This window comes from Rhodococcus sp. IEGM 1372, from assembly GCF_030056835.1.
Taxonomy (GTDB): domain Bacteria; phylum Actinomycetota; class Actinomycetes; order Mycobacteriales; family Mycobacteriaceae; genus Rhodococcoides.
Genome location: NZ_JASHKS010000021.1, coordinates 1 through 13,655 on the forward strand (window position 1 = coordinate 1; position 13,655 = coordinate 13,655).

Sequence of the window (13,655 nt, forward strand, 5' to 3'; positions counted from 1 at the left end):
CTCGAGGAGTACAACAAACGACTGCTCGTTGCGACGACCACGTGAACCCGTCTCGAGTTTCCGCTCACCTGCGGCAAAGCCGCTACGTGCGGGAGAAGCGCCCCGGACCGGCCTGGTCACGTGGCTTGATGATGATCTGATCCAGGTTCACGTGCGACGGGCGCGAGGCCACGAAGCCGATGACCTCGGCGATATCGCTCGCCACCAGCGGCGTGATGCCCTGGTAGACCGCGTCGGCCTTGGCTGCGTCGCCGTCGAACCGGACGAGGGAGAACTCGGTTTCCACGGCACCCGGCGCGACCTCGGTCAACCGCACCGGCTTGCCCAGCAGTTCGCCGCGCAGCGTCCGATGAAGCACGGCCTGAGCGTGTTTGGCCGAGGTGTAGCCCGAACCGTTGTCGTAGGCCTCGAACGCCGCGACGGATGTGATGGTGACGATCAGGCCGTCACCGGAGTCGATCAGCTTGGGCAGCAACGACTTCGTCACCCGCAATGTACCGAGCACGTTGGTCTCCCACATCCAGCGCCAATCGTCGAGGTCGGCGTCGATCACGGGGGCCAAGCCCTTCGCGCCACCGGCGTTGTTGATCAGCACGTCGACGCGGGGAATGACGGCGGTGAAGGCGGCGACCGAATCCTCGTCCGTCACATCGAGTTCCAGGGCAGTACCACCGATCTCCGACGCCAACTCCTCCAGCCGGTCGAGGCGGCGGGCTCCGATCACGACGTGGAATCCGTCGGCGGCGAGTTGGCGGGCGGTGGCCGCGCCGATGCCGGAGCTCGCTCCGGTGACGACGGCGATTCGGGCATCGGGGGAAATGTGTTCGGACGAGGTCATGGTGAAATTCTATGCCCGGCGTACCCCGTGCTTTCCGATGCCCGATTGGACATCGGACGCGAGGGTGCTAATTTTGGACCCATGTCCGCCAGTGAGACCACCGCGATGCGGGTCACCTATGTGACCGCGTCCCTCGGTTCTCGCTTGCCGCTTCCTCGGGAACTGTGTTGTCCCGGCCAAGGAATCTGTCTCTAGCCTTTCGAGCTACGGGCAGTCGATTCGCGTGCCGTGGTCCCTTCGTGGCCGCCGCATTCACCCTTGACCTGCATCACTTCGCTCGTCCGTCGTTGTCCATTCACGGCGGAGGTCTGCCACCGCCGAGGATCACAACGAATGTCCGTATCAACGCTGCACCACCACTCCGGCCCCACCTCCCTACGGTCTCTGCAGAGGCCTCGATCGCGCGTGCAGCTCGTCGCACCCGATCTGCGGATCGCCGACAGTCCCGCCGCGTCGGTGCTTCGAGTCGCCTGCGTCGAAGGCCCCATCTCCCGCGAACGTGCTGCTCGTGCAACCGGTTCGAGCATCGCCACGGTCAACCGTCAGGTGTCGGCCCTGCTCGCCGTCGGGCTGCTCCGTGAGCGCGCAGACCTGACGGCACCCGGGGCGATCGGACGCCCACGGGTGCCGTTCGAGGTCAACCACGAACCGTTCTCGACCATCGGCATCCACATCGGAGCCGTCGTCACCGGCATCACCGTCAGCGATCTGCGGGGACGTATCCTCGGTGCCGTCGAAATACCCACGCCCGCCGGCTCTTCCGAGACAGCTCTGGCCTCCGTCACCCGTAGCGCAAGTGCCTTTGCCGGACGCTGGCATCGCCGCACCCCGCTGTGGGTCGGGGTGGCGATCGGTGGACGCGTCGACACCGCGAGCGGCACCGTCGACCACCCGCGGTTGGGCTGGGAGAACGGACGAGTCGCCGGCATCATCGGCGGCGGCCTGGGATTGCCGATCTCGGTCTCCGGCCACGTCGAGGCCATGGCGGCGTCGGAGCTGCTCCTCGCGCCGCGGCCGTCGGACGGTGATGTGGCGCAGAGCAACAGCGGAACCTCGCTGTACTTCTACGCCCGTGAGACCGCAGGCATGGCGCTGACCATCGACGGCCGCGTGCACACCCCCACGAGCGGACCGGGCTCCATCGCGCACCTACCCACCGGATCGTCGGCGCTGTGCGACTGCGGGAATCGCGGATGCCTCGAGGCATCCGTCAGTGATCGAGCGGTGGTCGCCGCTGCCGTGGACCGCAAAATTGTTGCATTGCAGCCTCATTCGAGCATCGCGGCGGTGTACCAGGCGGCGCGGGGTGGCTCTGAGGCGGCGCGGGAGCTGCTCGTCGAGCGGGCGCAGATTCTGGGTCGAACGGTGGCGCTGCTGCGCGACATGTTCAATCCGGACCGCGTCGTACTCGGAGGTCAGGCGTTCACCGCGTACCCGGCCGGAATTCCGCACGTGGGACAGGCCTTCGCTGCCTATTCGACGTTGGAGCGCAGGGACATTCGGGTGACCGGCTTCGGTGACAAGGTGCAGGAGTATGCCGCAACCGTGGTCTCCCTCAGCGCCCTGTACTCCGATCCACTCGCCTCGATGCGCAGAGCCGCCGCGTAGGTTCACTCACTATGAGCATGCCCGATACGAGCACCCGTGCAGCAGGACCGATTCGTCAGGCCACCGGCATCGACGGAGTCAACATCGTCTACCGCGTCAGCGGTGACCCTGCGGCGCGGCCACTGATCCTGCTGCACGGGTGGGCGCAGAGCTCGGCCTGCTGGGGCGAGGGACTGCTGGCCGACCTGGCGGAGCGCTATCGCGTTCTCGCGGTGGATCTACGCGGACACGGCTATTCCGACGCCCCGTCGGCCGGTTACGAAAACCCGAAGAACTGGGCGGGAGACGTGGCTGCCGTGCTGGCCGCCGAGAACATCACCGCCGACGCGGTGCTGCTGGGTTGGTCGTACGGCGGTCTGGTGATCTGCGACTACCTCGCCGAACACGGCACGGGCGCGGTGGCGGGAATCGTGCTCGTCGGCGCGATCACCAGCATCGGCAGGGGAGAGGCAGGCGGCCGCGTCGGGACGGCGATGCGAGCGGCGATCCCCGGGGCGATGGCCGAGGAGCCTCGCGTTGCGATCAAGGCGCTCGGGAGTTTTGGGCACGCGTTGACCGGGCCAACGGAAGGGCTGGGAGTGGAGCCTGCGGAACGACCCAGAGAGAGTCTTGGCACGCAGGCGCAGGCGCTGTTCGGGCTGACACTGTCCACGAGGCCACGCGTTCGCGCCGCCCTGTTCGATCGAGCGGTCGGCCACGACGACCTGCTGCGCGGCCTCGACATCCCGGCGTTCGTGCTGCACGGAACCGAGGACACCGTCGTCGACGTCTCTGCCGGACGGCACGCTGCGGAGCTGATTCCCACGGCGGTGGCGTCGTACTGGGAGGGCGTCGACCACGGCCCGTTCGTGGCCGATCCGCAGCGATTCCTCAGAGAGGTGACCGAGTTCGTCGACGGTCTCGGTGTGACGCAGGGCCAGCCGTGAGAAGGGGTAGTTATCGAGACGTAATGTGGAGGCGTGCACACTGAAGAAGTGACTGGACGCCAGCTGAACAGGGTCGCTGTGTTGTCCTTGCATACCTCCCCGCTGGCGCAGCCCGGAACGGGCGATGCGGGCGGCATGAACGTCTACGTACTGCAGAGCGCGAAAGAGCTGGCCAAACGAGGCGTGGAGGTCGAGATCTTCACCCGCGCGACGGCGTCGACCGATGCTCCCGTCGTCGAGGCAGCTCCCGGTGTGCTGGTGCGCAACATCGTCGCGGGTCCGTTCGAGGGCCTGGACAAGCACGACCTGCCCACACAGCTGTGCGCCTTCGCAGCCGGGGTGCTGCGCGAGGAAGCGCGCCACGAACCCGGCTACTACGACCTGGTTCATTCGCACTACTGGCTCTCGGGGCAGGTCGGCTGGCTGGCGCGCGATCGCTGGGGAGTGCCCCTGGTCCACACCGCGCACACTCTCGCCGCGGTCAAGAACGCGTCTCTGGCGCAGGGCGACTCGCCCGAGCCCGCCGCGCGTCAGATCGGTGAGCAGCAAGTGGTGGCCGAGGCGGATCGGCTCATCGCCAACACCACCGAGGAAGCGAAGTCCCTCGTCGAGATCTACGGGGCGCAGCAGGGTTCGATCGACGTGGTCGCTCCGGGAGCCGATCTGGCGCAATACAATCCGGGGGACAAGCTGGCGGCGCGCGCCGAACTCGGGTTGAACCCCGACGAGTCGATCGTCGCATTCGTCGGCCGCATCCAGCCGCTCAAGGCCCCCGACGTGCTGATCGCCGCGGCTGCCGAAGTGCTGCAGCGCAATCCGAGAACACCACTGCGCGTCCTCATCGTCGGCGGCCCGTCCGGCAGCGGACTGGATCGACCCGACAGCCTCATCGATCTGGCCGACAACCTCGGGATAGCTGCCCGGGTGACGTTCATGCCGCCGCAACCGTCGGCGCGCCTGGCCCAGATCTACCGCGCCGCGGACATCGTCGCCGTGCCCAGCTACAACGAATCGTTCGGCCTGGTCGCCATCGAAGCCCAGGCCTGCGGAACTCCTGTCCTGGCCGCCGATGTGGGCGGACTCGGCGTGGCGGTGCGGTCGGGCGAAACCGGACGCCTGGTGCAGGGCCACCGCACCGAAGATTGGGCGGATGCGCTGTCGTCGATGCTGTCGGACCCAGTTGCGTTGGCCGACATGGCGACCGCAGCACCGCTGCACGCCCGCAACTTCTCGTGGGAGCACACCGCCGACGGACTCATCGAGAGCTACCGGCAGGCCAAGTTCCACTTCGACCGCGGCGAGGGGCCGAGCGAGTTCTCGCCGCGACGCGTCCGAGGATTGTCGAAACTACGCAGATCAGGAGCTGTGACTGCATGAGCGAGACTGCCGAACTGATCGACCGGGCACTGAAGGACCGCGAGCTGGACTACACCCGGCGCGGTGACGTGTTCACCGTCGAACTGCCCGGGGAACGCAAACTCAAGACGACGACGATGCTGACCGTCGGGCATCACGGGGTCCGCATCGAGGCGTTCGTCTGCCGCAAACCCGACGAGAACTTCGAGGGCGTCTACAAATACCTGCTGCGACGCAACCGCCGCCTGTACGGAGTCCATTACACGATCGACAAGGTCGGCGACATCTACCTCGTCGGCCGAATCTCGTTGCACGCCGTCACCGGTGACGAACTCGATCGCATTCTCGGCCAGACCCTCGAAGCCGCCGACGGCGACTTCAACGTGCTGCTCGAACTGGGATTCGCCGAGTCCATCAAACGCGAATGGGCATGGCGCGTCTCGCGCGGCGAATCGTTGGCGAACCTGAAGGCATTCGAGCACCTGGTGGACAAGCGGGAAGCGTAACTCGCCGGAAATGGGACGGCGTTGCTGCCGGTAACGTCCGGTTCCTAGCCTAGGGCAATGACCAGGCCAGAGGACGCTCGCCCACCGGTGCTGCAGATGTTCGGCTACGGCCTGCAACACATTCTCTCGATGTTCGGCGGCGTCATCGCCGTTCCGATCATCGTCGGTGGAGCGGCCGGACTGTCGGGGACCGATCAGGCACTGTTGATCTCCTGCGCGCTGTTCGTCAGTGGCGTGGCAACTGTGCTGCAAACGATCGGCATCCCGTTCTTCGGCTCGCAACTGCCGCTCGTGCAGGGCATTTCGTTCGCGTCGGTCTCGACGGTTCTGACGATCATCGGCAGCGCGGAGGACGGGCGAACCGGACTGCGCACGGTGCTCGGAGCCGTTCTGGTGGCCGCGCTGATCGGATTGGCCATCGCTCCGTTCTTCTCCAAGATCGTTCGGTTCTTCCCGCCTTTGGTGACCGGAAGCATCATCACCGTCATCGGACTGTCCCTGATGCCGGTGGCCGCGCGCTGGATCACCGGCCAGGAGATGGTGGGCGGAGCGCCGAACCCGAACTATCTGGACCCCGGCAACATCGGGCTGGCGATGTTCACCCTCCTCGCCGTGCTGGTGATGACCAAGATCCCCGGACTGTCGCGGCTGTCGATCCTGCTCGGACTCGTCGTCGGCACCATCGCGGCACTGATCGTCGGTAGGACCGACTTCGACGGCGTCGCCGACGCGTCCGTGGTGGCCGTCCCGACACCCTTCGCTTTCGGCTCACCGATCTTTGCAATCGGCGCGATCGTGTCGATGACCATCGTCATCCTGGTGATCATGGTCGAGACCACCGCCGACATCCTCGCCGTCGGCGAGGTGGTCGGAACCGACGTCGACTCCAAGCGCGTCGGCGACGGCCTGCGCGCCGACATGGTCTCCTCTGCCGTCGCCCCGATCTTCAACACCTTCCCGGCCACGGCCTTCGCACAGAACGTCGGCCTGGTCGCGATGACCGGCATCAAGAGCCGCTTCGTCGTCGCGATGGGCGGTGGCGTGCTTGCGCTGCTGGGCCTTTCGCCGATTCTCGCGGCCGTCGTCGGGGTCGTCCCGTTGCCCGTGCTCGGCGGCGCAGGAATCGCGCTGTTCGGAACCGTCGCCGCCAGCGGTATCCGCACCCTCGGCAAGGTGAACTACGACAACAACTCCAACGTGGTCATCGTGGCGGTGACCTTGGCGTTCGGTCTCATACCTGTTGTCGCGAGCGACTTCTGGGACGAGTTCCCGGACTGGTTCGTCACGATCTTCCACTCCGGAATCAGTGCCGCCAGCATCGTGGCGGTGGTACTCAACGTATTCTTCAACGTGTTCAAGCCCGGTACTCCGCCGAACCCCTCGGTGGTGGCAGCGGGGCCGGCAGTGATGGTGCGTGAGGACGAAGCACGAATACTCCGTGAAGGCGGCAGCTTGCCCGACGATCTCTCTTCCGAGAAGGCCGTGCCCGACAAGACACCTGAGTGAAATCCTGCGCACCCTCGCCCGCGCGAGTAGCGTCCCGACCCAGACGAAGTACACCTAAATTGGAGGACATCTTGTCATTCGTTACCCGCACGAGTACGCGGAAGGCAGCACTCGGCGGCGTCGCGTCGCTCGGTGCCATCGCCCTGATCGCAGGCTGTGGATCTGCCCCCGAAGACGAAGGATCGGGCGGAGGCGCATCGAGTGACTTCCTGCCCTGCATGGTCTCCGACAGTGGCGGATTCGACGACAAGTCGTTCAACCAGCTCGGGTTCGAGGGCTTGACCGAAGCCTCCGAGGAACTCGGCGTCGAGCCACGCACCGTCGAGTCCGCGTCTCCCACCGACTACGGCCCCAACATCAACAACCTCGTCGATCAGGGCTGCAACCTCATCGTCACCGTCGGCTTCGATCTGGCCGACGCCACCAAGGTCGCCGCCGAGGCCAATTCCGACATCGACTTCGCGATCATCGACGACTCCACCATCGATCTGCCGAACGTCAAGCCGCTGACCTACGACGCGTCGCAGTCGGCATTCCTCGCCGGTTACGCGGCCGCCAGCTACAGCACAACCGGAGTGGTCGGTACGTTCGGTGGCTCCCAGCTGCCGACCGTCACCATCTTCATGGACGGTTTCGCCGACGGCGTGAACTACTTCAACGAGCAGAAGGGCGAGGCAGTCCGCGTCATCGGCTGGGACGTGCCCTCGCAGAACGGCTCGTTCACCGGCGGATTCACCGCCAACGAGGTCGCCAAGAACACCGCCCAGGGTCTGATCGACCAGAACGCCGACGTCATCTTCCCGGTCGGTGGACCCATCTATCAGAGTGCGGCACAGGCCATTCGGGATTCCTCGCGCCCGGTCGCCCTCATCGGTGCCGACGCCGACGTCTTCGAATCCGACCCGTCGGTCGGCGACCTGTTGCTCACCTCGGTGACCAAGGGGCTCAAGACCAGCGTCGACGAGGTCGTCGCCAACTCCGGTGCCGATGCATTCGACAACACCCCGTACGTGGGCACGCTCGAGAACGACGGAGTCGGTATCGCACCGTTCCACGATTTCGAGTCCGAGGTCGACCCCGCACTGCAGGGCGAGCTGGACACGATCAAGGCCGGCATCATCGACGGATCCATCACCGTCGAGTCTCCCTCGGCACCCAAGTAGTTCATGAAGCTCGAACTTCGCGGTATCACCAAACGATTCGGCTCGTTGGTTGCCAACGACCACATCGATCTGACCGTCGAATCCGGCGAGATCCACTGCCTCCTCGGCGAGAACGGTGCAGGCAAGTCCACGTTGATGAACGTGCTCAGCGGCCTGTATCGCGCCGAGGAGGGCCAGATCCTGCTCGACGACGTCGAGCAGAACTTCGCCGGACCGGGCGAGGCCATGACCGCCGGGATCGGCATGGTGCATCAGCACTTCATGCTGATTCCGGTGTTCACCGTTGCCGAGAACATCGTGCTCGGCAACGAAACCACCTCGCTCGGTGGACGTCTCGACCTCGTGGCAGCGCGGAAGCTGGTGCGGGAGATATCCGCGAGGTTCGGCTTCGACCTCGATCCCGATGCTCTCGTCGACGACCTCCCCGTCGGCGTGCAGCAGCGGGTCGAGATCGTCAAGGCACTCTCTCGTGAGGCCAAGGTGCTCGTGTTCGACGAGCCGACGGCCGTCCTGACGCCGCAGGAAACCGACGATCTGATGCGGATCATGCGGGAACTCGTGGCGTCGGGCACCACGATCGTCTTCATCACCCACAAGCTGCGCGAAGTACGCGAAGTAGCCGACAAGATCACCGTCATCCGACTCGGCAAAGTCGTCGGAGAAGCGAAGCCGACCGCCAGCAACACCGAGCTCGCTGCGCTGATGGTGGGACGCGATGTGCAGCTGACCGTCTCGAAGGATCCGGCCACGCCGGGGGACGCGGCACTGGTCATCGAGAACCTGTCGGTGTTCGACGCCCAGGGCAACAAGACCGTCGACGACGTCAGCCTCGAAGTCGCGGCGGGGGAGATCCTCGCCATCGCCGGCGTGCAGGGCAACGGCCAGACCGAATTCGTCGAAGCCCTACTCGGGTTGCAGGACAACGTATCCGGCAAGATCAGCCTCGACGGCAACTCGCTCGTCGGGTCGACGGTGCAGGACGTGCTCGACGCAGGCGTCGGCTTCGTTCCCGAGGACCGCACCGTCGACGGACTCGTGGGTGAATTCTCCATCGCCGAGAACCTGATGCTCGATCGCTCCAACAGCATGCCGTTCGTGCGGCGCGGCGCGGTGCAACGCGAGTATCTCGAGACGTTCGCATCGGAGAAGCTCAGCGAATTCGACGTGCGCGCACCGGGAATCGGTACCGCCGTCGGACGCCTGTCCGGTGGCAATCAGCAGAAGGTGGTGCTCGCGCGAGAACTGAGCCGAGACCTGCGTCTGTTCGTCGCAGCGCAGCCCACTCGCGGAATCGACGTGGGATCCATCGAATTCGTACACAAACGCATCGTCGCCACCCGGGATTCGGGGATCCCGGTCATCGTGGTGTCGAGCGAACTGGACGAGGTCGCCGCACTGGCCGACCGCATCGCCGTCATGTATCGAGGAGTAATCGTGGGAATCGTCCCCGGGGATACGTCCCGCGAAACACTCGGCTTGATGATGGGCGGTGAGCGTGGTGAGTGAGGCCGAACAGCCCCCCAAATCCCAGGAACCGTCGAAGTCGCATGTGGTGCTTCGGCAGATCTTCACCGGCAGTGCGATCATCTCGGTTCTCGCGGTACTCCTCGCGCTGATCGTGGGTGCGGTGCTCATCGCCGCCACCAACTCGGGCGTCCAGGAATCGGCCGGGTACTTCTTCTCCCGTCCCTCGGACATGCTGACGGCGATCTGGGATTCTGTTTCCGGGGCGTACTCGTCGCTGTTCCAGGGTTCGGTCTACAACTTCCGTCGACCCGGATTCGAGAACGGCATCCGGCCACTGATGGAGACGCTGACCTTCGCCACCCCGCTGATCGTCGCCGGACTCGGTGTGGCCCTTGCCTTCCGCGTCGGCATGTTCAACATCGGTGGTCGAGGCCAGATGCTCATCGCCGCGGCGTGCGCCGGCTGGGTCGGGTTCGGCGTGAACCTGCCTGCCGGGTTGCACCTGTTGGTCGCCGTTCTCGCCGGTGTTCTCGGCGGCGCGGTGTGGGGCGGCATCGCCGGATTCCTTAAGGCGCGCACCGGCGCTCACGAGGTGATCGTCACCATCATGCTCAACTACATCGCGTTCTATCTCGTCGCGTACCTCCTGCGCACTCCCGGCGCTCTGCAGGCCCCGGGATCGAACAACCCCAAGACCGCGCCCATCGCGTCGACGGCGGTGTTCCCGAAGCTCTTCGGCGATCGCTACAGCCTGCACCTCGGTTTCGTGCTGGTGATCTTCGTGACGATCGCGGTGTGGTGGCTGCTCGAGCGATCGAGCCTCGGATTCCGTTTCCGCGCCGTCGGCGAGAACCCGCACGCGTCCCGCGTGGCCGGCATGAACGTCAACCGGATCTACCTGTACGCCATGATCATGTCGGGTGCGCTCGTCGGTCTGGCCGGAGTGTCGCAGGTACTGGGCACCGTCACCACCGGCTTCAGCGCCGACATCGACGCAGGCATCGGATTCGACGCCATCACCGTCGCACTGCTCGCCAGATCGAAACCGTGGGGCGTGTTCGTCGCGGGAATCCTGTTCGGCGCGTTCAAGGCCGGCGGATTCGCGATGCAGGCGGGCGAGGGCATCCCCATCGACATCGTGCTCGTCGTGCAGTCCGTGATCGTGCTGTTCATCGCCGCACCGCCGCTCGTGCGAGCGGTGTTCCGATTGCCGAAACCAGGAGAAGAGAAACTCGCGAAAGCCGAGACCGCGAAGGTGGGTGCACTGTGACCACCTCGACCGACACCGCCGCTGAAGCGGTACTCGGCCGGAGCTGGAAGGTCCCGTCGATCCTCGGTCTCGTGACGCTGCTGGCCCTGCTGCTGTTCGTGGTCAGAAAAGGTTCGGGAACAAGCACATTCGCACTGGCGTCGGAGGACGACTTCTTCGCACTGCCTGCAGTGGGCGTGCCGTCGTACGGCACCGGTCTCGTCGTGGTGGTACTGCTGGCCGTCATCACCGGCTACGCGGCGTTCCTTGCCTCGCAGTACCGCTCGACGCCACTGTGGCTGCTGGCAGTGTTCGCGGTGCTGTTCGTCTTCGGTTTCCTCGCCTGGGCAGCGGATGGCGAGACCATCCCGGTGCCCGGATTGCTCATCGGCGCAGTCGCTTTGAGTACGCCCCTGATCTTCGGTGCCATGGGCGGCGTCATCTCCGAGCGAGTCGGCGTCATCAACATCGCCATCGAAGGTCAGCTTCTTGCAGGTGCTTTCGTCAGCGCCGTCGTCGCGTCGATCACCGGTTCTACCTATGTCGCACTGCTCGCCGCTCTGATCGCCGGAGCGCTGACCGCGTCGTTGCTGGCGGTGTTCTCCATCCGCTATTTCGTCAACCAGGTCATCGTGGGTGTGGTGCTCAACGTGCTGGTCGTCGGATTGACCAGCTTCCTGTACTCGGTGGTGCTGACCAAGAACGCCGAGACTCTCAACTCGCCACCACGGTTCGGGCGCATCGACATTCCGGTGCTCTCGCAGATTCCGATTCTCGGACCGGTGCTGTTTAGGCAGACACTCATCGTGTACCTGATGTACATCGCCGTCGCGCTCGTGTTCTTCGGCCTGTTCCACACCAAGTGGGGACTGCGACTGCGCGCCGTCGGTGAGCATCCCCAAGCCGCCGACACCGTCGGAATCAATGTCGCACGCACCCGGTTCTGGAACGTCTGCCTCGCCGGTGCCATCGCCGGACTCGGTGGTGCGTACTTCACTCTCGGCTCCGTCGGCGCCTTCGGCAAGGAGATGACTGCCGGTGCCGGCTACATCGCTCTCGCCGCCGTGATCTTCGGCCGCTGGGATCCGGTACGCGCGACGCTGGCCGCACTGCTCTTCGGATTCGCGTCGAACCTGCAGAACGTACTGGGCATCATCGGCTCGCCGGTGCCCAGCGAATTCATGCTGATGCTGCCCTACGTGGTGACCATTTTCGCCGTCGCGGGCCTGGTGGGCCACGTTCGCGGGCCGGCCGCGGCAGGCAAACCGTATGCGTCGCGAAGTTAGCGCCCGCACTACCTGACTCAGCGGTAGGGTCGCTGTCCGTTGTGACCGCTTTCACTGTAGGGTTCGGTCATTGTTGCCGCAGTTTTTCGAAGGAGAGCCATGAGCTTCCGCAGTCCCTTTCCCGATGTCGAGATTCCGAATCTGAGCGTCTACGACTTCCTGTTCGGATCGATCGCCGAGTCCGACCTCGACAAGCCTGCACTGATCGACGGAACCTCCGGTGACGTCACCACGTACAAGACGCTGATCGGTCAGATCGACGCCATCGCGGGTGCTCTGGCCGCACGTGGACTCGAAGTCGGCGACGTCGTCGGACTCCACTCGCCGAACGTGCCCGCGTTCGCGTCGGTGCTGCACGGCATCCTGCGCGCAGGCGGAACCGCAACGACCATCAACGCGCTGTACACAGCCGAGGACATCGCCAAGCAGCTCACCGGCTCCGGCGCGAAGTTCCTGTTCACCGTCTCCCCGCTGTACCCGCAGGCCAAAGCTGCCGCGGAAAAGGTCGGCCTCGATGCCGATCACGTCATCGTGCTCGACGGCGCAGAGGGCCACCCGAACCTGCGCGACCTGCTCACCCAGGGCGCACCTGCCCCCGAGGTCTCGTTCGACCCGGCGACACACGTCGCGGTGCTGCCGTACTCCTCCGGAACGACGGGTGTGCCGAAGGGCGTCATCCTCACCCACCGCAACCTCGTCGCGAACGTGGCGCAGATGGAACCGCGCGTGGGCATCGACAGCAACGACGCGATCCTGGCGCTGCTGCCGTTCTTCCACATCTACGGCCTGACGGTGCTGCTCAACATCGCCCTCAAGCTGCGCGCGCACCTGGTGACGATGCCGAAGTTCGACCTCGTCGAATTCCTCCGCATCATTCAGGACCAGAAGCTGACGTACCTGTTCATCGCACCGCCGGTGGCCGTTGCGCTCGCCAAGCACCCGATGATCGATCAGTACGACCTCTCCAGCGTGCACACCATCTTCTCCGGTGCGGCACCGCTGGACGAGGAGCTCGGCAAGGCCGTCGCGAAGCGTCTGAACACGCGAGTGCGTCAGGGCTACGGCATGAGCGAGCTCAGCCCCGTCAGTCACGCCATCCCGTTCGATCGCGACGACATGCCGCTCAGCTCGGTGGGCCAGCCGCTGGCGAACACCGAGAACAAGCTCGTCGACCCGGGCACACTCGAGGAGATCGAGCTGCCTGCAGAGGGATTGAGCAAGCCGGGTGAGCTGTGGGTCAAGGGACCGAACGTGATGGTCGGGTACCTCAACAACCCCACCGCCACCGCCGAAACCCTCGACTCCGACGGTTACCTGCACACCGGCGACATCGCCGTCGTCGATCCCGAGGGTGTCGTCTACATCGTCGACCGCCTCAAGGAACTGATCAAGTACAAGGGCTACCAGGTGCCCCCGGCCGAGCTCGAGGCTCTGCTGCTGACGCACGAGGAGATCGCCGACGCCGCCGTCATCGGTGTGCTCGACGACGAGGGCGAAGAAATCCCCAAGGCATTTGTCGTCCGCCAGCAGGGTGCCACCATCGACGAAGAGGGCATCATCGCCTTCGTCGCCGAGCGCGTGTCGCCGCACAAGAAGGTGCGACGCGTCGAGTTCATCGACATCGTCCCGAAGTCCGCGGCCGGCAAGATTCTGCGCAAGGATCTGCGCGCCGCGGAGGCCGGAAAGTAAGACTCCGATTCACATCGACACCCCGTCCCACACTCAGTGGGGCGGGGTGTTGTTCGTGTGC

General features: G+C 65.3%; 11 protein-coding genes. 10 read left to right on the forward strand and 1 reads right to left on the reverse strand.

Annotation, left to right across the window (positions count from 1 at the left end):
• Nucleotides 1-82: 82 nt before the first annotated feature.
• The gene (locus QM590_RS16640; protein WP_068046115.1) at nt 83-838 is read right to left on the reverse strand and encodes an SDR family NAD(P)-dependent oxidoreductase; all 756 of its coding nucleotides are present in this window, start codon (nt 836-838) and stop codon (nt 83-85) included.
• A gap of 333 nt (nt 839-1,171) precedes the next feature.
• Between QM590_RS16640 and QM590_RS16645 the strand changes: the two genes are divergently transcribed.
• The 10 genes from QM590_RS16645 (at nt 1,172) to QM590_RS16690 (ending at nt 13,594) form a co-directional block, all read left to right on the forward strand.
• Complete coding sequence (locus tag QM590_RS16645; RefSeq protein WP_269595715.1) at nt 1,172-2,446, forward strand: ROK family protein; 1,275 nt, start codon at nt 1,172-1,174, stop codon at nt 2,444-2,446.
• Nucleotides 2,447-2,457: 11 nt separating this feature from the next.
• Nucleotides 2,458-3,372 carry an alpha/beta fold hydrolase gene (locus tag QM590_RS16650; protein WP_411741354.1) on the forward strand — a complete coding sequence of 305 codons (915 nt, stop codon included), beginning with the start codon at nt 2,458-2,460 and terminating at the stop codon, nt 3,370-3,372.
• 48 nt (nt 3,373-3,420) lie between these two features.
• Nucleotides 3,421-4,749: a D-inositol-3-phosphate glycosyltransferase gene (mshA, locus tag QM590_RS16655; protein ID WP_269595716.1), complete on the forward strand. Its 1,329-nt coding sequence runs from the start codon at nt 3,421-3,423 to the stop codon at nt 4,747-4,749.
• Nucleotides 4,746-5,234: a type III secretion system chaperone family protein gene (locus QM590_RS16660; RefSeq protein WP_269595717.1), complete on the forward strand. Its 489-nt coding sequence runs from the start codon at nt 4,746-4,748 to the stop codon at nt 5,232-5,234. Before mshA ends, QM590_RS16660 begins: the two co-directional genes overlap by 4 nt.
• Before the next feature lie 57 nt (nt 5,235-5,291).
• Nucleotides 5,292-6,740, forward strand: a complete 1,449-nt coding sequence (locus QM590_RS16665; protein WP_269595718.1) for a nucleobase:cation symporter-2 family protein — start codon at nt 5,292-5,294, stop codon at nt 6,738-6,740.
• A gap of 71 nt (nt 6,741-6,811) precedes the next feature.
• Entirely contained in the window at nt 6,812-7,903 is a 1,092-nt protein-coding gene (locus QM590_RS16670) for a BMP family lipoprotein (RefSeq protein ID WP_269595719.1), read from the forward strand.
• Between the two features lie 3 nt (nt 7,904-7,906).
• On the forward strand, nt 7,907-9,409 hold the full coding sequence (locus QM590_RS16675) for an ABC transporter ATP-binding protein (RefSeq protein WP_269595720.1): 1,503 nt from the start codon (nt 7,907-7,909) through the stop codon (nt 9,407-9,409).
• Entirely contained in the window at nt 9,393-10,640 is a 1,248-nt protein-coding gene (locus tag QM590_RS16680; protein WP_269595721.1) for an ABC transporter permease, read from the forward strand. The genes QM590_RS16675 and QM590_RS16680 overlap by 17 nt, the downstream gene beginning before the upstream one ends.
• Nucleotides 10,637-11,905: an ABC transporter permease gene (locus QM590_RS16685; protein ID WP_269595722.1), complete on the forward strand. Its 1,269-nt coding sequence runs from the start codon at nt 10,637-10,639 to the stop codon at nt 11,903-11,905. The genes QM590_RS16680 and QM590_RS16685 overlap by 4 nt, the downstream gene beginning before the upstream one ends.
• A 99-nt stretch (nt 11,906-12,004) precedes the next feature.
• Nucleotides 12,005-13,594 (forward strand): AMP-binding protein, encoded by a 1,590-nt coding sequence (locus QM590_RS16690; RefSeq protein ID WP_269595723.1) that lies wholly within the window; start codon nt 12,005-12,007, stop codon nt 13,592-13,594.
• Nucleotides 13,595-13,655: the final 61 nt, after the last annotated feature.